The following is a 20,693-nucleotide window of genomic DNA, read 5'->3' on the forward strand; positions in this document are numbered from 1 at the left end:
CCGCCGTCCTGGTCCCGCAGGAGGTCGACGCCCTCTTCGGCAACCTCCGCGAGCTGACCGCCGAGGGCCTGACGGTCATCTTCATCTCCCACAAGCTGGGCGAGGTCCTGTCGGTCGCCGACGACATCACCGTCATCCGGCGCGGGACGACGGTGGCCTCCGTCGAACCCTCCGGCGTCACCCCCAAGCAATTGGCCGAGCTGATGGTCGGCTCCGAACTGCCCACCCCCGAGACCCGCGAGTCCACCGTCACCGACCGGCCGGTGCTCACCGTCTCCGGGCTGCGGCTGACCGGCACCGACTCCGACGGGGTACGGCGCGACGTGCTCGCCGACATCGGCTTCACCATCCACGCCGGTGAGGTGCTGGGCATCGCCGGTGTCGAGGGCAACGGCCAGGCGGAGCTCGTCGAGGCCATCATGGGCATCCGCACCGCCGACGACGGCACGGTCACCCTGGACGGCGCCGACATCACCCGGCATTCCACCCGGCGCCGCCGCGAGGACGGCATCGGGTACATCCCCGAGGACCGGCACCGGCACGGCCTGCTGCTCCAGGCCCCGCTCTGGGAGAACCGGATGCTCGGCCACGTCACCCAGCGCCCCAACAGCAAGGGCCCCTGGCTGACCGCCGGGGACGCCCGCGCCGACACCGAGCGGATCGTGCGCGAGTACGACGTGCGCACCCCCGGCATCGACGTCACCGCGCGCTCGCTGTCCGGCGGCAACCAGCAGAAGCTGATCTTCGGCCGCGAGATGAGCCACGCGCCGAAGGTGCTGATCGCCGCCCACCCCACCCGGGGCGTGGACGTCGGCGCCCAGTCGCAGATCTGGGACCAGATCCGCGCCGCCCGCCGCGAAGGTCTCGCGGTGCTGCTGATCTCCGCCGACCTGGACGAACTGATCGGCCTCTCCGACAGCCTCCGCGTCATGTACCGCGGCCGGCTGGTCGCCGACGCCGACCCCGCCACCATCACCCCCGAGGAGTTGGGCACCGCCATGACCGGCGCCGCCACCGGCCACCTCGCGGGCGACGCCGCGACGGAGAACCCGTCATGAGCGCCGCCTCCGCCGTGACCGCCCGGATCAAGAACATCGACCGGGAGAAGATCGTCCTGGGCGTGGCCGCCCCGCTGCTGGCGATCGTCACCGCCGTCGTCATCACCTCGCTGGTGATGCTGGCCACCGGGCAGAACCCGTTCCAGGCGTTCTCCGTGATGATCGACTTCGGCACCAAGAGCGACAGCCAGGTCTGGATCATCAACAAGGCGATCCCGTACTACCTGTCCGCCGTCGCGGTCGCCATCGGCTTCCGGATGAACCTCTTCAACATCGGGGTCGACGGCCAGTACCGGGTCGCCGCCTTCTTCGCCGCCGCCGTCGGCGGCGCGCTGGCGCTGCCCGGCATCGTGCAGATCCCGGTGATCATCCTCACCGCCATGCTGGTCGGTGCCCTGTGGGCCGGCATCGCCGGCTATCTGAAGGCCACCCGGGGTGTCAGCGAAGTGATCACCACGATCATGCTGAACTTCATCGGCGGCTCCCTCATCGGCTACTTCCTCAAGGAAGGCCGGCTCGCCGAGCGCGAGGGGAACCTGATCCACACCAAGGACATCCCCGACTCCAGCTACTTCTTTGAGATCCCCACCAGCGTCCAGCCGATCTACGGCACCATCGTGATCGCCGTCGCGGTCGGCATCGGCTACTGGTTCCTGCTCAGCCGCACCCGCTTCGGCTACGACCTGCGGGCGGTCGGCGCCTCCGAGTCCGCCGCCGAGGCGTCCGGGGTGTCCGTCAAGCGCACCGTGATCACCACGATGCTGCTGTCCGGCGCGGTCGCCGGTCTGGTCGGCATGCCCACCCTGCTGAACATCTCCGGCAACTACGGCAACGACTTCCCCACCGGCATCGGCTTCACCGGCATCGCCATCGCGCTGCTCGGCCGCAACAGCGCGATCGGCATGGCGTTCGCCGCGCTGCTGTGGGGCTTCCTGGAGCGCACCGGCAACCAGCTGGAGTTCGAGGGATACGCCCAGGAGATCGTCGGCGTGATGCAGGGCGTCATCGTGCTGTCCGTCGTCGTCGCCTACGAACTCGTCCGCCGCTGGGGCATCAAGCGCCAGCAGCGGTTCGTCGGAGAACAACTCGCCGCCCAGGCCCAGGCACGGAAGAACGCGGAGGTGACGGCGTGACCACCACCGTGGAGACCCCCGCCGGAAAGCCCGAGGGCGACCAGCGCAAGGGCAAGGCCGGGGCGGCCATCCGCCGCCGGCTGACCTACCCGAAGGTCCTGCTGCTCATCGCGGGCGGCCTCGTCCTGCTGTCCGTGGTGCGGATGGTGACCGGCGCCGACTCGCTCACCGCCACCAGCCAGTGGTCCAGCGCGCTCAGCTTCGCCGTCCCGATCGGCCTGGCGGGCCTGGGCGGCCTGTGGGCCGAGCGCTCCGGCGTCGTGAACATCGGCCTCGAAGGCATGATGATGCTCGGCCTGTTCGCGGCCGGGTGGATCGGCTGGCAGTACGGGCCCTGGGCCGCGGTGCTGGCCGGCATCGTCGGCGGTGTGCTGGGCGGTCTGGTGCACGCGGTGGCCACCGTCACCTTCGGCGTGGACCACATCGTGTCCGGTGTCGCCATCAACATCCTGGCGCTCGGCGTGGTCCAGTTCCTCGCCAAGCTGTGGTTCGGTGCCGAGGGCAGCGAGGCCAAGCTGAACGGCGGCAACGACAAGCAGTCCCCGCAGATGGAGGTGCTGGAGCCGTTCTCGGTGCCCGGCGTCGCCGACTGGCTGGGCTCTCTCGCCGACAAGCGCTGGTTCCTGATCTCCGACCTGGCCGGCATCCTGCGGGCCGGCGTCAACAACGTCTCGTGGCTGACGCTGCTGGCCGTGCTGCTGTTCGTGGCCACCTACGTGGTGCTGTGGAAGACCTCCTTCGGGCTGCGGCTGCGCTCCTGCGGCGAGAACCCGCAGGCCACCGAGTCGCTCGGCGTCAACGTGTACGCGTACAAGTACATGGCGCTCGCGGTCTCCGGCGGTCTGGCCGGCCTCGGCGGCGCGTACCTGGCGGTGCTGATCCGCATGTACCAGGACGGCCAGACCGGCGGGCGCGGCTATCTGGGCCTGGCCACCATGATCTTCGGCAACTGGCGTCCCGGCGGCGTGGCCACCGGCGCCGGCCTGTTCGGCTTCATGGACGCGCTCCAGACCCGGGACGGCGGCGCCACCGTGCACGCCACGCTGCTGCTGTTCGCGCTCGCGCTGGCCGGGGTCGCCCTGTGGCAGCTGTGGCGCGGCAAGCGGCTGACCGCGCTGGTCGTCGCGGTGGTCGGAGCGGCGCTGTGGATCTGGTACGCCACCACTGACACGATGCCGCTGGAGCTGGTGAGCGCCAGCCCGTATCTGACGACGCTGCTGGTGCTGACCCTGTTCGCCCAGCGGCTGCGGACTCCGAAAGCGGTGGGCAAGCCCTACCGGAGAGGCGAGGGCGGCTAGATGGCGGACGCACCGGAGGTGGACTGGGAGGCGCTGCGCGCGCGGGCCAGGGAGGTCATGGGCCGGGCGTACGCCCCCTACTCCCGCTACCCGGTGGGCGCCGCCGCCCTCGTGGACGACGGCCGCACGGTGGTCGGCTGCAATGTGGAGAACGCCTCCTACGGGGTGGGCCTGTGCGCCGAGTGCGGGCTGGTCTCCACGCTGCACGCCACCGGCGGCGGCCGGCTCACCCACTTCACCTGCGTCAACGGCAAGGGGGAGATCATCACCCCCTGCGGCCGCTGCCGGCAGCTGCTGATGGAACACGGCGGGCCCGGGCTGCTGGTGGACACCCCCGCCGGCGGCATCCGCCCGCTGTCCGATCTGCTCCCCGAATCCTGGAACTTCTGATCCCATGAGCCACGACGCCATCACCGTCATCCGCACCAAGCGGGACGGCGGCACGCTGACGCCCGACCAGATCGACTGGATCATCAACGCCTACACCCGGGGCGAGGTGGCCGACGAACAGATGTCGGCGCTGGCGATGGCGATCCTGCTGAACGGCATGGACCGGGCCGAGATCGCCCGCTGGACGGCGGCGATGATCGCCTCGGGGGAGCGGATGGACTTCTCCTCCCTGCCGCTGCCGACCACCGACAAGCACTCCACGGGCGGGGTCGGCGACAAGATCACCCTGCCGCTGGCCCCGCTGGTGGCGGCGTGCGGCGCGGCCGTACCGCAGCTGTCCGGACGCGGCCTCGGCCACACCGGCGGCACGCTGGACAAGCTGGAGTCCGTCCCCGGCTGGCGAGCCCGGCTGTCCAACGACGAGATGCTGGCGGTGCTGCGCGAGGCGGGCGCGGTGATCTGCGCGGCGGGTGACGGGCTGGCCCCGGCGGACCGCAAGCTGTACGCGCTGCGCGATGTGACCGGCACCGTGGAGTCGATCCCGCTGATCGCCTCCTCGATCATGTCGAAGAAGATCGCCGAGGGCACCGGCGCGCTGGTGCTGGACGTGAAGGCGGGCTCCGGCGCGTTCATGAAGACGGAGGCCGACGCCCGCGAACTGGCCGAGACCATGGTCGGGCTCGGCACCGACCACGGGGTGCGGACGGTGGCGCTGCTCACCGACATGTCAGCGCCGCTCGGCCTGACCGCCGGGAACGCGCTGGAGGTGCGCGAGTCGGTCGAGGTGCTGGCGGGCGGTGGCCCGGCCGATGTGGTGGAGCTGACGCTGGCGCTGGCCCGGGAGATGCTGGACGCGGCCGGGCTGCCGGACGCCGATCCGGCGCGCGCGCTGGCGGACGGCACCGCGATGGACCACTGGCGCCGGATGATCCGCGCCCAGGGCGGCGACCCGGACGCCCCGCTGCCGGTGGCGCGCGAGACGCAGGTGCTCACCGCGCCCGCCTCCGGCACGCTGACCCGGCTGGACGCGTACGCGGTCGGGGTGGCGGCGTGGCGGCTCGGCGCGGGCCGGGCGCGCAAGGAGGACCCGGTGCAGGCGGGTGCGGGCATCGAACTGCACGCCAAGCCGGGGCAGCGGGTGGTGGCGGGGCAGCCGCTGCTGACGCTGCACACGGACACCCCGGAGCGTTTCCCGGCGGCGCTCGACGCGCTGGCGGGCGAGGCGATCGAGGTGAGCGGCGCGGAGAGCGCGGCGCGGGCGGTCCCGGCGACGATCCTGGACCGCATCGCGTAGGGCACCGGCGACCCGGCGTCCCGGCGAGGGCCTGCCCGGCAAGATCCGCCGGACAGGCTCTAACACCTTCACCGGGATGTGGTCAACCCTTTGCCATCATCGTCAACGATGGTGTGTACCCTGAGGGACGGTCTTGACGGAACGGCATGGTGGGAGGTGTGGCTGCGATGCGCAGTGAACCCCCCAGTCACCATCCGCCGCGCCGCGCCGGTCCGCCGCCCAGGTAGCCATGGCCTCCCCTGGGGCGACCGGCGTGTGCGCGCCCTGAGCCTGCCGCCTGTTCGCGCCGAACCTTCCCAGGGGGACCTCCCGTCATGACGCATCTGCCTGCCCTGATCGAGGACCACGACCTCGCGGGCGCCCTCGAATGGCTGGAGACCCAGCCGCCGTACGCCATCGCCGACGAGCTGGCGCGGATGGACGCCGTCAAGTCCGTCATCAGTTTCCGGCTGCTCGACAAGGACCGGGCGCTGGAGGTCTTCGAGGAACTCGACCCGGTCGACCAGCAGCAGATCCTCCAGGGGCTGCGCGACCAGGCGTTCCGCGAGCTGGTGGAGCACATGGACCCGGACGACCGGGCCCGGATGCTGAAGGAGGCGCCGGCGAAGGTCGCCCAGCGGGTGCTGGCCGGGCTGAGCGCGCACGAGCGGCAGATGACGGCCGCGCTGCTGGGCTACCCGGAGGGCTCGGTCGGCCGCTTCATGACGCCGGAGACGGTGGCGCTCCAGCAGGACCTGACGGTGGCTCAGGCGCTGGAGACGGTGCGGCGGCGCGGGGCGCGGGCGGAGACCATCTACACGCTGCCGGTGGTGGACGCCGGGCGCCGGCTGACCGGCATCGTGGAACTGCGCGAACTGGTGCTGAGCGAGCCGGAGACGATGGTCGCCGCGCTGGTGGTGACCGAGCCGCCGAAGGCGCGGGCGACCGAGCGTGCCGAGGACGCGGCGCGGCTGATGCGTGAGACGAACGTGCTCGATCTGCCGGTGGTGGACAGCGAGGACCGGCTGGTGGGCCTGCTGACCAGCGACGACGCCTTCGAGGTCATCGAGGCGGCGGACACCGAGGACGTGGCGCGGCAGGCCGGTGCCGAGCCGCTGGAGCGGCACTACATGTCGGCGAGCGTCTTCCAGCTGTCCAGGACCCGGGTGATGTGGCTGATGCTGCTGCTGGTGGCGGCCATCCTCACGGTGATGGTGACCCGGGCGTTCGAGGGCGAGCTGGAGTCGGTGACGCAGCTGGCGCTGTTCATCCCGCTGCTGATCGGCGCGGGCGGCAACGCGGGCGCGCAGGCGGCCACGGCGGCGGTGCGGGCGCTGGCGGTCGGCGAGGTACGGGTGTCGGATCTGCTGAAGGTGATCTGGCGCGAGTGCCGGACGGGGCTGTTGCTGGGGTCGATGCTGGCGGTGGTGGGCCTTCTGGTGGGCTCGCTGTTCGTGGGCTGGGACGTGGCGGCGGTGATCGCCCTGACCCTGATCGTGATCTGCGCCTGGGCCTCGACGGTGGGCGGCACGATGCCGCTGCTGGCGAAGCGGCTGCGCATCGACCCGGCGGTGGTCTCGGCGCCGATGGTGACGACGCTGGTGGACGCGACGGGGCTGGTCATCTACTTCTCCATCGCCAAGGTGATCCTGGGCATCTGAGCCCGGGCCGGTCCTGCCGGTCCGGAACCGGGGCGGGGGCGCGTGGCGTCGTGTCATGAGCAGGAGAAGGAGCCAGCACACATGAACAACGGCTACGGCGGTTACGGCGGCGGCTACGGGGGCCCGCCGCCCGGTTACGGAGCACCGCACGCCCCCCAGCCGTCTCCGCGGCGCGACAACACGCTGAAGGGGACGCTCGGTACGGCGGCGGCTTTCGTGGCGCTGGCGGCGATCGTGATCCCGCTCGGGATGAACAGCGACAAGGGCGGCGACTCCGGCGCCGGTGCGCCGCAGGTGCCGAGCCTGGAGCTGCCGGACGGTCTGGACACGGGGTCGGGCGGCGGGTACGGCGACGCGGACGGCGCGGACGGCACCTCGGACGGCGCCTCGGACGGCGGGGGCGGCGGCACGGCGCCGATGGACCCGGTCTCGGAGGCGTTCTTCGCGGTGGAGGCCGGTGACTGTCTGGCCAACTACCAGACGGACAAGAACGGCACCTGGAACGACGAGACGCCGCAGCGGGTGGACTGCGCGGCGCCGGACGCGTATCTGAAGGTGACGCAGATCGCGGGGGACTACGAGATCTGCGACGACGGCTGGGTGAGCAACGGCACCACCTGGAACCACACCTGGACGGACGAGGAGACCTGGGAGAGCACCAGTCACAACCTGTGCGTGGTGCGGCAGTACCGGGTCGGGGAGTGTCTGATGTCGGAGCAGTCCGGCAGCGGCGACAGCGCGGTGATGACCACCGGGCTGATGTCCGCGATCGACTGCTCGGCCACCCAGGTGCCGGCGCCGTACAACCAGATCATGCAGGTCAGCAGTGTTCCGGCGGCGAACGGCGACTACTCGGGCGATGTCTGCCGCCAGGGCGGGGACGACTACGCCACCTACTGGTACCAGAACCTGGACGGCGGCGACGGCGACGTGCTCTGCATGACGGTGTACGGGAGCTGAACGCGCGGGCGGACCGGTCCCGTTCAGCGTCCGCCGGGGGCGCCGAGCGGGACCATCGCGTCCCGGACCTCCGACAGCAGCAGCCGCATGGCCTCCTCGGCGTCCTGGTGCCGGGCGTCGGCGACGGCGAGGGCGACCGCCTCGTGCAGGTCGAGTGCTTCGGGGACGGGCCGGTCGGGCATCAGCCCGAGCTGGGTACGGCCGCGCAGCACGGCCGCGACCACGTCGGTGAGGGCGGCGAACATCTCGTTGCCGCTGGCCCGCAGTACGAGTGAGTGCATTTCGACGTCGAGGTCGTTGAACGGGTCGAGACGGCCGGCCTCGCCCAGCGGGCGCATGGCGGTGGCCAGTTCCACCAGCCGGGCGCGTTCGGCGGCGCCCGCGTGCCGGGCCGCCGCGGCGGCGGCCAGCGGCTCGACGGCGATCCGCAGTTCGGTGAGCGAGCGCAGCTGGGAGTCGCGCCCGGGGCCGGCGAGCCGCCACCAGATGACCCGGGGGTCGTAGACCTGCCAGGAGGCGGCCGGCTGCACGGTGATGCCGACCCGGCGGCGGGAGACGACCAGCCCCTTGGACTCCAGCAGCCGCATGGTCTCGCGGGCGACGGTGCGCGAGACGTCGAAGCGTTCCTGGATGCTGTCCAGGGTCAGGACGCGGCCCTCCTCCAGCACGCCCGAGGTGATCTCCAGACCGAGGGTGTCCAGCACCGAGTGGTGTTTGGACTCGCCGTTTCCCGTGCTGTGCTCGCTGTTCATCCCCACCCCGGCAGCCTATCCCGGGGTTGTGTGCGGCCGGTGACCCACCGGAGGCGGGGAGGTACGCACCGCCATGGTGCTGTGAGGTACGTCGCGGAGGCTTTCCCTGCCCGAAAGATTGGTGTTACCTTTCCGCTCAATTGGTAACACCTTTCAGTGAGGAGAGGCCGATGTCGCCGACCGCACTCGTGGTCATGGGAGTCTCCGGAGCCGGCAAGACCACCGTCGCCGGACTCCTCGCCGACCGCTTGAGCTGGCCCATGGCGGAGGCCGATCTGCTGCACCCGCAGGCCAACATCGACAAGATGGCGGCCGGCACCCCCCTCACCGACGCCGACCGGCTCCCCTGGCTCGGCATCATCCGCGACTGGATCACCGTCCGGGCCGCACAGGGCGAATCCGCCGTCGTCGCCTGCTCCGCGCTCAAGCGCGGCTACCGCGACCTGCTGCGCGAGGCCCACGCCCGCGTCCGCTTCGTCCACGTGGCCGGCACCCGCGAACTCATCGCCGGGCGCCTCCACCTGCGCACCGGGCACTTCATGCCGCCGTCCCTGCTGGACTCCCAGTTCGCCGACCTGGAACAGCTCCAGGACGACGAGGACGGCGTCACGGTCGATCTGCGCCGCACCCCCGAGCAGATCACCGACGACGCGCTGGCCGCCCTCGGCCTGCGCCCGGCACCCCAGCCCTGACCCCCGCACGTCCCCCTCCCCCGACCCACCCGTCCCGAAGGCAACGGAGCTTCCGCATGGACACCTGGACTCAAACGATGGGCGCCGGCCCCCTGCTGGCGATAGCCGCCGGCGCCATCGCCGTACTGCTCTTCCTGATCATGAAGCTGCGGGTACACGCCCTGCTGGCACTCATCGTGGTCAGCCTGCTGACCGCGTTCGCCACCGGCATCCCCTCGGCACACGTGGTCGACACCCTGGTCCAGGGCTTCGGCTCCACCCTCGGCGGCGTCGCCCTGCTCGTCGGACTCGGCGCCATCCTCGGCCGGCTGATCGAGGTCAGCGGCGGCGCCCAGGCGCTCGCCGACGCCCTCATCCGGCGCTTCGGCGAGGACCGCGCCCCGCTCGCGCTGAGTATCGCCTCACTCTTCTTCGGCTTCCCGATCTTCTTCGACGCCGGTCTCGTCGTCATGCTGCCGATCGTCTTCACCGTCGCGAGGCGGCTGGGCGGCGGCATCCTGCGGTACGGGCTCCCGGTCGCCGGCGCGTTCTCCGTGATGCACATCTTCGTGCCGCCGCACCCCGGCCCGGTCGCCTCCTCCGAACTGCTGGGCGCCGACATCGGCCTGGTGATCCTGCTCGGCCTGGTCATCGCCATCCCGACCTGGTACGTCGGCAGCTACCTGTTCGGCCTGTGGATCGGCAAGCGCTTCGTCCTCCCCGTGCCGGACATCCTGACCGGTGGCGAGCAGGCCGCCCACGACAAGAACCCGCCGTCCCCCGGCACCGTCATCGGCCTGCTGACGCTGCCGCTCGTCATGATCTTCGCCAACACCGGTCTGGACATGGCCCGCGCCGCCGGCTGGGTCGACGGCGAGGCCGGCTGGTTCCAGTTCGCCCGGGCCATCGGCGCCACCCCGATCGCGCTGCTCATCACCGTGCTGGTGGCCAGCTACGTGCTCGGCACCCGGCGCGGCCGCGGCGCCGACGTCATCGAGAAGCTCGCCGACTCCGCGCTCGGCCCGATCGCCTCCATCATCCTGATCACCGGAGCCGGCGGCATGTTCGGCGGGGTGCTGCGCGCCAGCGGCATCGGCGACGCGCTCTCCGACTCCCTCTCCGACCTCGGCCTGCCGGTGATCGTGGTGGCCTACCTGGTCGCCACCGCGCTGCGGATCGCCCAGGGGTCCGCGACGGTCGCCCTCATCACCGCGGCGAGCCTCGTCCAGCCGGTCGTCCTCTCCGGGGACATGAACTCCGTGCAGGTGGCGGCCGTCGTACTGGCCCTCGCGGCCGGATCGGTCACCGCCAGCCACGTCAACGACTCCGGCTTCTGGCTGGTCGGCCGCTTCATGGGCATGGACGTGAAGACCACCCTGAAGACCTGGACGGTGCTCCAGACCATCTTCGGCCTCATGGGCTTCACCCTGGCCTCGGCCATCTACGCCATCGCCTGACGGACCCCGGCCGGCGCCTCACCCCGGCGCCGGCCCAGCAGGCGGCCACGGGGCGGCGGGACCGGTGACGATCCCGCCGCCCCGGTCGCCCGCGGCCCCGGCAGCCCTACCCGCCGGCTCCGCGCCCGCCCCTCACTGGAGCCCCAGGCTCATCCACCGCTCCGGCCGCGCCAGCGGCGCGAAACCCACCTTCGCGTACACCCCGTGCGCGTCCTGGGTGCACAGCATGATCCGCCGCAGACCGTACGGGGCCAGCTCGTCCCGCACCGCCCGCGCCAGCGCCGTCCCCAGACCCCGGCCGCGCGCCGCCGGAGCCACGTACACATCGCACAGCCACGCGAACGTCGCCCGGTCCGTCACCACCCGCGCGTAGCCGACCTGCGCCCCCGAAGCCGCCTCGTACACCCCGAAGTTCAGCGAACCGGCGATCGCCGCGTCCTGCTTCTCCCGGCTGCGGCCGCGCGCCCAGTACGCGTCCGTCGACAGCCAGTGGTGCACCAGCGCGGCATCGACCCGGGCGGGGTCCGTGGAGATCTCATAGCCGTCCATGCGGCGATTATTCGGTACCCGGCACCGCGACCACCAGCCACTATGGCCCCATGACCGAGACCCTGCCGCCCGACTGGGAACGCCGCAGCGCCGAGCTGTGGGCGACCCTCGACGACCACTCAAAACCGGCCGTGTTCCGCGCCGCCGTCGACGCCCTGGCCCGCGAACTGCCGCCCGGCAGCGCGGTCGCCGACTTCGAACGCGGCTGCGCCTACGACTCCACCGGCCACCCCGACCGCGCCGTCCCGCACTATCAGCGGGCCCTGGCCACCGGCGGCCTGCCCGGCGAACGCCGCCGCCGCGCCGTGATCCAGCTCGCCAGCTCCCTGCGCAACCTGGGCCGCCCGCAGGAGAGCGTGGACCTGCTGACCGCCGAACTCGACGCCGGCTCCGACCACCTGGACGACGCCGTACGCGCCACCCTCGCCCTCGCGCTCACCTCCGTGGGGCGGGAGCGGGAAGCGGTCTCCGTCGCCCTCACCGCCCTCGCCCCGCACCTGCCGCGCTACCAGCGGTCCATGGCGAACTACGCCCGGCTGCTGGTGGAGGACGCGTAGCCGGCGCCAGGACCGGCGGCGGGCGCCGAGCCCCCGGCCCGCCGCAGCCCGAACGCGGCGATCACCACCGCGACCAGCATGGCGGCCGGCGGCACCAGCAGCGCGAAGCTGGTCCGGAGCGTGGACCAGCCCCGGTGCACAGCACGCCCCACTCCCGGCGGCTGAAGCCGGTGCCGGCCGGTGGGGGCGGGGCGTGCGGCACCACCGGGGTGGTTACCGGCTCACCCTCACGCTGCGCCGGCTGAAGCGGGACGGCATGGTGCGGCGCACCGTCCACCCGGTGGTGCCGCCCCGCGTCGAGTACGCGCTGACCCCGCTCGGCCGCACCCTCCACGAGGCCGTGCGGTCCCTGGTGGTGTGGACCGGGAACAGCCGGCACGCCATCGCCGCGGCCAGAACCGCCTACGACCGGGCCGCGGCAGCCGCCGCCGACACCGACGCCGTCCCGCGAGGGGCCCCGGCCACGCCCGCCCCGGGCAGCCCCTGATCCCCCGACAGGAACCGCAGGTGCAGCACGCTGCGCGCGTTCGTCTCCCGGAGCCTGCGCAGCAGATCCGTCCAGCGCCGCTGCTGTTCGCTCTCCGGCCCGCGCGAGCGGCCACCGGGCGACGGCGGAACCGGCCGGGCCGGCCCCTCGTCGTCCCCGGTGCCGGTCTCCGGCTCGATGTACGGCGCAGCCATCACAGCGGGCAGACCTACCCTGCCCGCCCCGGCTCATTCCCCGGCCCGCGCGGTCACTCCTTGCTCCGCAGCCCGCCGAGCGGGTGCGGATCCCCGGCCAGTGCGGCGGCCGCCGTCTGCCATCCGGTGGCGTCGCCGAGTACGGCGCGCAGATAGGCGGTGGTGAGCCGCTGGAGGAGGCCCACCCGGGCCGGGTCCTCGTCGGTCGTCTCGGCGGCCTCGTAGCCGCTGACCCCGCCGAGCGAGTGCTCCGCCCCGTACAGCGTGAGCAGGCTCTTGCTCCCCGGGCTGTGGGTGTACGCGTCGGTGAACCAGTCCGGGCCGCGCGTGGAGAGCGGGGAGTCGTCCCGGTCCCCGGCCACGACGAGCGCCGGCGCGGTCATGGCCGCGAACGACGGCCGCATGAAGGGGAAGTGCTCCGCGGCGAACGGGGAGAGGCTGTCGCCCAGCCCGGTCAGCGCGAGCAGGACACCCGCCGTGACCCGGGCGTCGGACAGGTCCTCGCCCGGCACGCCGTCGGCATCCAGGACCCGTGCCCCCAGCAGCGTGCTCGCCGTCTGGGCGCCCCAGGAGTGGCCGGCCACGGCGATCCGGCCGCGATCGACGCGCCCGCCGAGCCCCGGCAGGGCGGCCTCCAGGACATCGAGACCGTCCAGGACCCGGGTCAGATCCGTCACCCGGTGGCGCCAGATGTGCGGGGTGCGGGGGTCATCGGCGGTGAGGCCGAGGGTGCGCGAGTCCAGGTGGGTGGGGCGCAGCACCACGAACCCCTCGGCGGCCCAGTGGTCGGCGAGCGGCGCGTAGCCGTTCATCGACTGGCCGAAGCCGTGTGAGAAGACGATCACCGGGAGCCGGTCGCCGGTGGCGGGTGCGGAGACCCGGACCCGGAGGTCCGTGCCGCGCCCGGGGGCGGGCAGGACGACGGGGGCGGCGTCGAGCACGGTGGCGGGGACGGGCGGGGCGGCGGGGGAGGACGGGGGCATGGCGGGACCTTCCTGTGGGTGCTCCGTGGGCCGTTCCGGAATGGCGGCACGGCTTGGCCGCCGTTCCCCGGTCTGCCAGAATGCAGAAACGGAACGTCGCTCCGCAACGATACGGAGCGCTGTTCCGCTTCGCAAGCGACCGGAGTGGGCCGGAGCGACCGGTGTGACCGGGAAGGAACGACGGTGAACGCCAGCGAGCAGGGCACGGACAGCGCCCCAGGACCGAAGCGCAAGGACGCGCGCCGCAACCAGCGGACCCTGCTGGAAGCCGCCGCCGCGGCCTTCGTCGACGCGGGCGTCGAAGCGCCCGTCCGGGACATCGCGGCCCGCGCGGGCGTCGGCATGGGCACGATCTACCGCCACTTCCCCACCCGGGCGGACCTCATCGTCGCCGTCTACCGCCACCAGGTGGACACCTGCGCCGAGGCCGGCCCGGCCCTGCTGGAGAGCAGCCCCACGCCGTACGCCGCGCTGGAGGAGTGGATCGGCCTCTTCACCGACTTCCTGGTCACCAAACACGGACTCGCCAACGTGCTCCAGCCCGACAACCCCCACTTCACGGCACTCCACGCCTCCTTCCTCGACCGGCTCGTGCCCGTCTGCGACCGGCTGCTCGACGCGGCGGCCGAACACGGCGAGATCCGCCCCGGCTACACCGGCGTCGAAGTGATGCGGGGCGTCGGCAACCTCTGCATCGGCGCCGACACCGACCCGCGCTACGACGCGCGGCGCATGGTCGCCCTCCTCGTCGCGGGACTGCGCGGGACCACCGGCGGAAGCCCGCCGCGCGGCCGTTGATCACGCTCCCGGGAGGCACTTGCCCGGGGAAGTCGGGTGTGAGAGCTTGACGAAGAGCCCCCGGTCAGGCGGGCTCCCGGACGAGGGGTGCCGTACCCGGAGTGCGACAAGACGGCCCGATGGAGGGCTGTCATGGCATGGCTGATTCTGGTGATCTCCGGTGCCCTGGAAGCGGTGTGGGCCACCGCGCTCGGCAAGTCCGAAGGCTTCAGCCGTCTCACCCCGACCGTGGTCTTCGCCGTCGGCCTGGCGGGCAGCATGGCCGGCCTCGCCTACGCGATGCGTGACCTCCCGATCGGGACGTCCTACGCGGTGTGGGTGGGCATCGGCGCCACGCTCACCGTCCTGTACGCCATGGCCACCGGCGACGAGCCGGTGAGCGTGACGAAGATCGTCTTCCTGACGATGATCGTCGGCGGCGTGGTGGGCCTGAAGGCCGCCCACTGACGGACGGCGCCGGCTCGCGGGAACCACCCACCCCCACCTACCCCCGCGGCGCCGCCGCCTCCACCGCCAGCCGCTCCAGCGCCGCCCCGGCCGGCTCCGCCGGCAGGCGGGCGCCGTCGCGCAGGCGCAGCGCCAGGCGGTCGTCGGCCGCCTCCCGCGGGCCGATGACGGCCTGGTACGGGACCAGCCGGCCGTCGCGCACGCGGGCGCCGAGGGTGCCGCGGTCCGGGGGGACGACCTCGGCGCGCAGGTCCAGGGCGAGAGCCCGGTCCCGGACGGCCTCCGCCTGCGGCACCTGCGCGTCGGTCACCGGGAGGACGGCCAGTTGCACCGGGGCGAGCCAGGCCGGGAACGCGCCGCCGTGGTGTTCGATCAGGTGCGCCACGGCGCGTTCCACGCTGCCGATGATGCTGCGGTGGACCATCACCGGCCGGTGCGGTGACCCGTCCGGGCCGGTGTAGTGCAGGGCGAACCGCTCCGGCTGGTGGAAGTCGATCTGCACGGTCGACAGGGTGGACTCGCGTCCCGCCGGGTCGGCGATCTGCACGTCGATCTTCGGCCCGTAGAACGCCGCTTCGCCCGGTGCTTCCTCGAACGGCAGGCCCGCCGCGTCCAGTACCTCCCGCAGCAGGGCCACCGACTGTCGCCACAGCTCCGGGGCGGCCACGTATGTGCCGCCCGCGCCCGGCAGCGACAGCCGGTAGCGGGCCGGTGCGATGCCGAGCGCCGCGTACGCGCGGCGGATCAGCCCGAGCGCGGCCCGTGCCTCGTCCGCCACCTGATCGGGGGTGCAGAAGATGTGCGCGTCGTTGAGGGTGATGGCCCGGACCCGGGTGAGTCCGCCGAGGACGCCGGAGCGCTCGGCCCGGTACATGCCGCCCAGTTCGGCCATGCGCAGCGGCAGCTCGCGGTAACTGTGCGGCCTGCTGCGGAAGATCAGCGCGTGGTGCGGGCAGAGGCTGGGGCGCAGCAGCAGTCGTTCCCCGCCCGGGGCCCGCTCGTCTCCCGGCGGCGCCGCGCGGTCCGGGCCGATCGGCGGGAACATGTCCTCGCGGTAGTGCGCCCAGTGGCCGGAGATCTCGTACAGTTCGCGTTTGCCCAGCACCGGTGAGTGGACGTGCCGGTATCCGGCGCGGCGTTCGGTGTCCTGGATGTAGCGCTCCAGCGCCTGCCGTACGGCGGCTCCGGCCGGGAGCCAGTACGGCAGTCCGGCGCCGATCAGGGGGTCGGAGCCGAACAGGTCCAGCTCGCGGCCGAGTCTGCGGTGGTCGTGGCGGTGGCTGCCGCCGGGGTCGTCCCCGTGCGCGCGGTCGTGGTCGCGGTCGTCGTGCATGGTGGTCTCCTCACACGGGGTGAGTGACCGCACGGCGAAGCCCCGGGGCACTCGCCCCGGGGCTTCGGACTAGGACATCGGTCAGCGCGCCGGGACTCTCTCCGTCGTCGTCGTGTTCGCGGCACGCTGCATGGCGGTGACGTTAGCAGAGCGGGTCGCCCCGGTGCAGGCTGAAATCCCGGTGCACCGGGTCCACCACGGCCGCCAGCCGGGAGCCCACCACCAGGCCGGGGAAGCGGTCGTCGGGTTCGGTGGTGCGGGCCTCGAACGGGGCGAAGCCGGGCCCCGTGACGCGCAGCAGGAGTTCGTGCTGGGTGCTGAGGCCGTCCGAGGTCACCTCCTCGGGGCCGATGCCGATCACCTCGGCGGTGGCGTCGACGCCGGTGGTGATCAGCCGTCGGGTGGCCGCGCGCACGTCCCGGTTGTGGAGCAGCGTGCCGAGCCCCACGTAGCCGACGAGCGCCGCGAACAGGGCGACGGCCCCGGAGACCACCGCGTCCACGGTCGTCTCGGCCTCGCCGACCGCCGCGACGGTGAAGAGCACGGCGCCGGTTCCGCCGCCGGCCAGCAGGACGGCGCCGACGGTGTTCGCGAGGACGGCGTGGATCCGGCCCATCGGCTCCACCCGCTCGGCGGCCATCAGTAGTAACTCGTCTCGATGAAGTAGCAGTCCGAGTAGGCCGTTCCCGAGGACAGCTCCCAGGTGCCGTAGAACGGGGTGACGGAGGAGTCGCCCGGGGTGCGCACCACGAACTCGTACGTGCCGGCCGGGAGGCGGATCGTCGTGGTGGGGCGGTCGATGCCGGCCTGGCAGGCGGTGTCCGACCAGCCGGAGAGCAGATCGCTCCGGGTGGTGCAGCCGCCGCAGGCGCCCACCGTCCCGGTGCCGGTCTCGGCGCCGGTGTACAGGATCTCCAGCGCCTCGGGCGAGTCGTTCACGATCTCGACGGTCGCGGTGCCGCCGGGGGCGCTGCCCGCCGGGGTGGGGTCGGGGAGGTCGCCGGTGGAGCCGCTGCCGATCCGGGCGATCTCGATGGCGATGAGGGTGTCGTCGATCTGTCCGTTGCGCTCGTCGTCCGGGTAGCGGGACTGGAACTCCTCCAGGGTGGTGCGGGCGTCGGAGTAGTGCTCGTCGCGGTAGTCGTCCATGCCGCACGCGTAGAGCGCGTCCGGGAGCGCGTCCCCGGCCCGGCCGGCGAGGTCTTCGGCGAGCGGGTCGTCGCGGTGTTCGCCGGCGAGGGCGAGGAAGGGCCGCAGTTCGTCGACCGCCGGGCAGTGGTCCCCGTCGGCGAGCGCGGTCGTGCGGGCTTCGTACAGCCCGTCGAGACGGTCGGGTACGGCCGCCGCCTGGTCGGAGCCGGGGAAGCCGGCCGCGATCGCGGCGTAGGCGGCGTAGGCGGCCTCCACGGTGCCGTCCGCCGCGAGCGAGTCGGCCTGGTCGAGGTGGAGTCCGGCGAGCCGGGCCTCGGCTCCCGGCCACGGCGGGGTGCCGTCGTACCGGGCGAGGTAGTCGCCGTAGCCGGTGATGGCGCCGGGGTAGTCGCCCTTGCCGGCCGCCGCTTCGGCGGTGAGGACGGTGCGGCAGCCGGCCCGGCCGTCGGCCGCCCGGTCCAGGGCGGGCGAGAAGGTCAGCTCGTTGCGGGTGGCCGCCGCCGCGTCGTAGTGCCCGACGGCCGCCGCGCAGTCACCGGCCGCGTGGGCCGCGTCGCCGCGCTCCAGGGCCTCCTGCGGGCCGCCGCGGTACTGCACGGCGCCCGCGACGACCAGGGCCAGCAGCGCCGCCCCGGCGGTCAGCGGGAGCCAGGGCGTGCGGCGGCCGGGTGGGCCGGTGCTGCCGAGCTTCCACCCGTCGTACACCATGCGGGCCAGCCACAGCGCGAACAGCGTGATCCAGAACCACGGGGTGCCCGAGGCGTGGATCCCCAGGGCGGCCAGGACGAGCAGCGCGGTGACGAGCCAGGAGCCGACCGCCCGGCCCCACCGCCGCAGATACAGGTAACCGGCACCCAGGCCACTGGCGTTGAGCAGTGCGGCGGCGGCGCCGCGCGAGGACGAACCGGCCATCGAAGCCCCCGGTGGTGAGGTGTGTGGCCTCTATCACGTTCCGGGGGGCACGGCGGTTCCACCCGGCCGGGGTGTGCCCGCGGGCTCAGGCCAGGGCCGCCGCGCGCCGTCGTACGACCCGGGCGCGCCCGGTGGCGTACAGGGTGATGCCCGCCGTGAGTACCAGCGCGGTGAGGCCGAAGGTGACGACGCCCTGCCAGCCGGCGTGGTGGAAGATGACCGCGCCGAGGGTGCCGCCGGCGCTGTTGCCGAGGTAATACGCGACCTGGTAGAGCGCGGACGCCTGGGCCCGGCCGTGGGTCACGGCGCGGCTGACCGAGCCGGAGGCGACGGCGTGGCCGAAGAAGAAGCCGCCGGTGATGAGCACCAGGGAGAGCAGCACGGTCGCCAGGTGGTCGGCGAGGCTCAGCAGCAGACCGCCGGTCACGGTGGTGATGGCCAGGTAGAGCGCGCCGCGCCGGCCGAGGCGTTCGACCATGGGGCCGGTCACCGAGGAGGAGCAGGTGCCCACCAGGTAGATGACGAAGACGGAGCCGATCAGTCCGGCCGACAGCCCGAACGGTTCGGCCACCAGCCGGAAGCCGATCACCGTGTAGACGGCGCTGAACGCGGCCATCAGCAGCAGCCCGATGGCGAACAGCCGCAGCAGCAGCGGTTCGGACAGGTGGGTGCGGACGGTGGCGAGCAGCGCGCGGGGCCGCAGCGGGGTGGGGCGGAAGTTGCGGGCCCGGGGGAGCAGCAGCTGGTAGGCGACGGCGGCGGCCAGCGAGAGGAGGGCGACGGCGGCCAGCGCGGTCCGCCAGCCCCAGCCCTCGGCGACCCAGCCGGTGAGGATGCGGCCGAGCATGCCGCCCACGCTGTTGCCGGCGATGAACAGGCCGACCGAGCCGACCGTGGAGCGGGCGTCCAGTTCCTCCGACAGGTAGGCGACGGCGGAGGCGGGGATGCCGGCGATGGCGGCGCCCTGGAGGGCGCGGAGCACGATCAGGGTGGTGAGGTCGGGCGCGAACGGGATGACCAGGGCCAGGGCCACCGCGGCGGTCACCGAGACGGTCATCAGCTGCCGGCGGCCGAAGCGTTCGCTGAGGGCGCTCAGCGGGAGGACGGCGGCGGCCAGGGCGATGGTGGTGGCGGAGATGGTCCAGCTGGCCTGGCCGGGGGCGACGGCGAAGGCGGTCGCGAGGTCGGGCAGGAGTGCCTGGGTCGAGAACAGCAGCGCGAAGGTGGCCACACCCAGGGCGAAGAGTGCCAGGTTGACGCGGGCACGGGAGATCGGGGCCGGGGCCGGGCGGGCGGCGGTCGGGGCCGGGGGAGTCGGGGGTGTGGCTGGGACGGGGTCGGCGGTGGCCGACACCTTCGGGGCTGCTGTGGTGGGCATGCCGTCAAAATTAGGACCACCCGGTTTCATGCGTCCAATGCACAGAACTGCGATGATTGATGCAGCAGCGCATCAACGGAGGTGGCGGGGGTCCATGTCATACCGGGGCAACGGAAAAGACATCCACGTAACAAGCGGCCCGGGCCCAGGACCCGGCGAGCTGCCCGCGGAGGAGTGGGCCGCGCTGCTCAGTCCCCGGCTGGCCCAGTTCGCCGCCGTCGCCCGCCACGAGCACATCACCCAGGCCGCCCGCGACCTCGGGGTGCCCCAGTCCACCCTCAGCCGCGCCATGGCCCGGCTGGAGGCCGATCTGGGGGTGGCGCTGCTGGCCCGGCACGGCCGCACCGTCAGTCTGACCCCGGCGGGCCGGGCGTTCGCCCGCTCGGTGGAGCGCTCGCTCGGCGAGATCGGCCGGGCGGCGGAGGCGGTACGGGCGGACGCGGACCCGGCGGCCGGCAAGGTGGCGTTCGGGTTCCTGCACACGATGGGGCCCGAGACCGTACCGGCGCTGATCCGGGAGTTCCGTGAGGACCATCCCCGGGTGCGGTTCGCGCTGGTGCAGAGCTACGGCGAGGACATGATCGAGCGGATGCGGCTCGGCGAGCTGGACCTGTGCCTCACCTCCCCGATCCCGGAGGCGCCCGACCTGGTGACCCGGCGGCTGGACGAGCAGCGGCTGTTCCTGGTCGTCCCGGCGGGCCACCGGCTGGCGGGCCGCAAGCGGGTCCGGCTCGCGGAGGCGGCGGACGAGCCGTTCGTCACCCTCGAACCCGGGTACGGGCTGCGGAAACTGACGGACGTGCTGTGCGCCCGCGCCGGCTTCATACCGAAGATCGCGTTCGAGGGGGAGGAGCCGGAGACGCTGCGCGGGCTGGTGGCGGCCGGACTGGGGGTGGCGCTGCTGCCGCCGCCCATGGTGCCCCGGCCCGGGGCCCGCGATCTGGCGGTGACGGCGCCGCGCGCGGTGCGCGAGATCGGTGTCGCCTGGCTGGCCGGGCATCCGGACACCCGGCCGGTCGCCGACTTCAAGCGGTTCCTGCTGGGCCGGCGCGGCCGGTTCGCGGGGACGGGCCGCACGACGGCCGGGTGACGGCGCGGGGGAGGACGGAGCCGGGGCACGGTCCGCGACCCCGGCGCCCGGGGACACCGCGCCCGTGCGGCGTCCGCCGGGTGCCGTCACCCGGGCGCCCGGGTGACGGCACCCGGTGCGGCTGGTTCCACTCGGCCGTCTACGGGCGTAGGCGTTACAG

Annotated in this window: 22 protein-coding genes and 1 riboswitch; of the genes, 14 read left to right on the forward strand and 8 right to left on the reverse strand. The window is 73.1% G+C overall.

The features are described from left to right. The 7 genes from ACFV5N_RS10555 to ACFV5N_RS10585 form a co-directional block, all read left to right on the forward strand. Nucleotides 1-1,058: ABC transporter ATP-binding protein (locus ACFV5N_RS10555; RefSeq protein WP_385596872.1), on the forward strand; the 1,058-nt coding region annotated here is incomplete at its 5' end. Continuing rightward, nucleotides 1,055-2,191, forward strand: coding sequence for an ABC transporter permease (locus tag ACFV5N_RS10560; RefSeq protein WP_385596875.1), 1,137 nt, complete (start codon nt 1,055-1,057; stop codon nt 2,189-2,191). The genes ACFV5N_RS10555 and ACFV5N_RS10560, both read left to right, overlap by 4 nt. Further along, nucleotides 2,188-3,489 (forward strand): ABC transporter permease, encoded by a 1,302-nt coding sequence (locus ACFV5N_RS10565; protein WP_385596878.1) that lies wholly within the window; start codon nt 2,188-2,190, stop codon nt 3,487-3,489. The genes ACFV5N_RS10560 and ACFV5N_RS10565 overlap by 4 nt, the downstream gene beginning before the upstream one ends. After that, the gene (locus tag ACFV5N_RS10570) at nt 3,490-3,879 is read left to right on the forward strand and encodes a cytidine deaminase (protein ID WP_385596881.1); all 390 of its coding nucleotides are present in this window, start codon (nt 3,490-3,492) and stop codon (nt 3,877-3,879) included. A gap of 4 nt (nt 3,880-3,883) precedes the next feature. Further along, nucleotides 3,884-5,173 carry a thymidine phosphorylase gene (locus ACFV5N_RS10575; protein WP_385596884.1) on the forward strand — a complete coding sequence of 430 codons (1,290 nt, stop codon included), beginning with the start codon at nt 3,884-3,886 and terminating at the stop codon, nt 5,171-5,173. Nucleotides 5,174-5,487: 314 nt separating this feature from the next. After that, the gene (gene mgtE / locus ACFV5N_RS10580) at nt 5,488-6,813 is read left to right on the forward strand and encodes a magnesium transporter (protein WP_385596887.1); all 1,326 of its coding nucleotides are present in this window, start codon (nt 5,488-5,490) and stop codon (nt 6,811-6,813) included. An 81-nt stretch (nt 6,814-6,894) separates the two neighbouring features. Beyond that, nucleotides 6,895-7,773 (forward strand): hypothetical protein, encoded by an 879-nt coding sequence (locus tag ACFV5N_RS10585; RefSeq protein ID WP_385596890.1) that lies wholly within the window; start codon nt 6,895-6,897, stop codon nt 7,771-7,773. Nucleotides 7,774-7,796: 23 nt separating this feature from the next. On the opposite strand, the gene ACFV5N_RS10590 is transcribed toward ACFV5N_RS10585, so the two are convergent. Beyond that, the gene (locus ACFV5N_RS10590; RefSeq protein WP_385596929.1) at nt 7,797-8,525 is read right to left on the reverse strand and encodes a FadR/GntR family transcriptional regulator; all 729 of its coding nucleotides are present in this window, start codon (nt 8,523-8,525) and stop codon (nt 7,797-7,799) included. A 170-nt stretch (nt 8,526-8,695) separates the two neighbouring features. Here ACFV5N_RS10590 and ACFV5N_RS10595 point away from each other — a divergent pair, with 170 nt between their 5' ends. Next, entirely contained in the window at nt 8,696-9,217 is a 522-nt protein-coding gene (locus tag ACFV5N_RS10595) for a gluconokinase (protein WP_385596892.1), read from the forward strand. Between the two features lie 56 nt (nt 9,218-9,273). Beyond that, a complete protein-coding gene (locus tag ACFV5N_RS10600; protein ID WP_385596895.1) occupies nt 9,274-10,653 on the forward strand; it encodes a GntP family permease in 1,380 nt (459 codons plus the stop codon). Nucleotides 10,654-10,785: 132 nt separating this feature from the next. Here the strand turns inward: ACFV5N_RS10600 and ACFV5N_RS10605 are convergent, their stop codons facing one another. Beyond that, nucleotides 10,786-11,202, reverse strand: coding sequence for a GNAT family N-acetyltransferase (locus tag ACFV5N_RS10605; RefSeq protein WP_385596898.1), 417 nt, complete (start codon nt 11,200-11,202; stop codon nt 10,786-10,788). Nucleotides 11,203-11,252: 50 nt separating this feature from the next. Here ACFV5N_RS10605 and ACFV5N_RS10610 point away from each other — a divergent pair, with 50 nt between their 5' ends. Next, a complete protein-coding gene (locus ACFV5N_RS10610; RefSeq protein WP_385596901.1) occupies nt 11,253-11,759 on the forward strand; it encodes a tetratricopeptide repeat protein in 507 nt (168 codons plus the stop codon). Here ACFV5N_RS10610 and ACFV5N_RS10615 read toward each other — a convergent pair. Next, nucleotides 11,729-11,911: a hypothetical protein gene (locus ACFV5N_RS10615; RefSeq protein WP_385596904.1), complete on the reverse strand. Its 183-nt coding sequence runs from the start codon at nt 11,909-11,911 to the stop codon at nt 11,729-11,731. The two genes, ACFV5N_RS10610 and ACFV5N_RS10615, sit on opposite strands and share 31 nt — an antisense overlap. 41 nt (nt 11,912-11,952) lie before the next feature. Between ACFV5N_RS10615 and ACFV5N_RS10620 the strand changes: the two genes are divergently transcribed. Beyond that, nucleotides 11,953-12,246 carry a winged helix-turn-helix transcriptional regulator gene (locus ACFV5N_RS10620; protein WP_385596907.1) on the forward strand — a complete coding sequence of 98 codons (294 nt, stop codon included), beginning with the start codon at nt 11,953-11,955 and terminating at the stop codon, nt 12,244-12,246. 247 nt (nt 12,247-12,493) lie between these two features. Here the strand turns inward: ACFV5N_RS10620 and ACFV5N_RS10625 are convergent, their stop codons facing one another. After that, entirely contained in the window at nt 12,494-13,423 is a 930-nt protein-coding gene (locus ACFV5N_RS10625) for an alpha/beta hydrolase family protein (RefSeq protein WP_385596909.1), read from the reverse strand. 183 nt (nt 13,424-13,606) lie between these two features. Here ACFV5N_RS10625 and ACFV5N_RS10630 point away from each other — a divergent pair, with 183 nt between their 5' ends. After that, complete coding sequence (locus ACFV5N_RS10630; protein ID WP_385596911.1) at nt 13,607-14,221, forward strand: TetR/AcrR family transcriptional regulator; 615 nt, start codon at nt 13,607-13,609, stop codon at nt 14,219-14,221. Between the two features lie 51 nt (nt 14,222-14,272). Next, nucleotides 14,273-14,342, forward strand: a riboswitch (guanidine-III (ykkC-III) riboswitch). 11 nt (nt 14,343-14,353) lie between these two features. Beyond that, nucleotides 14,354-14,668: a DMT family transporter gene (locus ACFV5N_RS10635; RefSeq protein ID WP_385596914.1), complete on the forward strand. Its 315-nt coding sequence runs from the start codon at nt 14,354-14,356 to the stop codon at nt 14,666-14,668. 37 nt (nt 14,669-14,705) lie between these two features. Here the strand turns inward: ACFV5N_RS10635 and thrS are convergent, their stop codons facing one another. From thrS to ACFV5N_RS10655, 4 genes are all read right to left on the reverse strand, one after another. After that, a complete protein-coding gene (gene thrS, locus ACFV5N_RS10640) occupies nt 14,706-16,001 on the reverse strand; it encodes a threonine--tRNA ligase (RefSeq protein ID WP_385596917.1) in 1,296 nt (431 codons plus the stop codon). A gap of 142 nt (nt 16,002-16,143) precedes the next feature. After that, entirely contained in the window at nt 16,144-16,641 is a 498-nt protein-coding gene (locus tag ACFV5N_RS10645; RefSeq protein ID WP_385596919.1) for a hypothetical protein, read from the reverse strand. Further along, entirely contained in the window at nt 16,641-18,065 is a 1,425-nt protein-coding gene (locus tag ACFV5N_RS10650; protein WP_385596921.1) for a hypothetical protein, read from the reverse strand. Before ACFV5N_RS10650 ends, ACFV5N_RS10645 begins: the two co-directional genes overlap by 1 nt. A gap of 85 nt (nt 18,066-18,150) precedes the next feature. After that, nucleotides 18,151-19,443: an MFS transporter gene (locus ACFV5N_RS10655; RefSeq protein ID WP_385596924.1), complete on the reverse strand. Its 1,293-nt coding sequence runs from the start codon at nt 19,441-19,443 to the stop codon at nt 18,151-18,153. Nucleotides 19,444-19,537: 94 nt separating this feature from the next. On the opposite strand from ACFV5N_RS10655, the gene ACFV5N_RS10660 reads away from it, so the two are divergent. After that, nucleotides 19,538-20,533, forward strand: a complete 996-nt coding sequence (locus ACFV5N_RS10660) for a LysR family transcriptional regulator (RefSeq protein ID WP_385596926.1) — start codon at nt 19,538-19,540, stop codon at nt 20,531-20,533. The last annotated feature ends 160 nt before the right edge of the window (nt 20,534-20,693 follow it).

The organism is Streptomyces sp. NPDC059853, assembly GCF_042731495.1.
Taxonomy (GTDB): domain Bacteria; phylum Actinomycetota; class Actinomycetes; order Streptomycetales; family Streptomycetaceae; genus Streptomyces.

Bases quoted from the DNA above. Each gene is read 5' to 3' on its own strand.
- ACFV5N_RS10595 (WP_385596892.1), top strand. From the start codon at position 8,696: ATGTCGCCGACCGCACTCGTGGTCATGGGAGTCTCCGGAGCCGGCAAG.
- ACFV5N_RS10605 (WP_385596898.1), bottom strand. From the start codon at position 11,202: ATGGACGGCTATGAGATCTCCACGGACCCCGCCCGGGTCGATGCCGCG.
- ACFV5N_RS10660 (WP_385596926.1), top strand. From the start codon at position 19,538: ATGTCATACCGGGGCAACGGAAAAGACATCCACGTAACAAGCGGCCCG.
- ACFV5N_RS10600 (WP_385596895.1), top strand. From the start codon at position 9,274: ATGGACACCTGGACTCAAACGATGGGCGCCGGCCCCCTGCTGGCGATA.
- ACFV5N_RS10635 (WP_385596914.1), top strand. From the start codon at position 14,354: ATGGCATGGCTGATTCTGGTGATCTCCGGTGCCCTGGAAGCGGTGTGG.
- ACFV5N_RS10625 (WP_385596909.1), bottom strand. From the start codon at position 13,423: ATGCCCCCGTCCTCCCCCGCCGCCCCGCCCGTCCCCGCCACCGTGCTC.
- ACFV5N_RS10560 (WP_385596875.1), top strand. From the start codon at position 1,055: ATGAGCGCCGCCTCCGCCGTGACCGCCCGGATCAAGAACATCGACCGG.
- ACFV5N_RS10645 (WP_385596919.1), bottom strand. From the start codon at position 16,641: ATGGCCGCCGAGCGGGTGGAGCCGATGGGCCGGATCCACGCCGTCCTC.
- ACFV5N_RS10570 (WP_385596881.1), top strand. From the start codon at position 3,490: ATGGCGGACGCACCGGAGGTGGACTGGGAGGCGCTGCGCGCGCGGGCC.
- ACFV5N_RS10590 (WP_385596929.1), bottom strand. From the start codon at position 8,525: ATGAACAGCGAGCACAGCACGGGAAACGGCGAGTCCAAACACCACTCG.
- ACFV5N_RS10575 (WP_385596884.1), top strand. From the start codon at position 3,884: ATGAGCCACGACGCCATCACCGTCATCCGCACCAAGCGGGACGGCGGC.
- mgtE (WP_385596887.1), top strand. From the start codon at position 5,488: ATGACGCATCTGCCTGCCCTGATCGAGGACCACGACCTCGCGGGCGCC.
- ACFV5N_RS10610 (WP_385596901.1), top strand. From the start codon at position 11,253: ATGACCGAGACCCTGCCGCCCGACTGGGAACGCCGCAGCGCCGAGCTG.
- thrS (WP_385596917.1), bottom strand. From the start codon at position 16,001: ATGCACGACGACCGCGACCACGACCGCGCGCACGGGGACGACCCCGGC.
- ACFV5N_RS10650 (WP_385596921.1), bottom strand. From the start codon at position 18,065: ATGGCCGGTTCGTCCTCGCGCGGCGCCGCCGCCGCACTGCTCAACGCC.
- ACFV5N_RS10655 (WP_385596924.1), bottom strand. From the start codon at position 19,443: ATGCCCACCACAGCAGCCCCGAAGGTGTCGGCCACCGCCGACCCCGTC.
- ACFV5N_RS10585 (WP_385596890.1), top strand. From the start codon at position 6,895: ATGAACAACGGCTACGGCGGTTACGGCGGCGGCTACGGGGGCCCGCCG.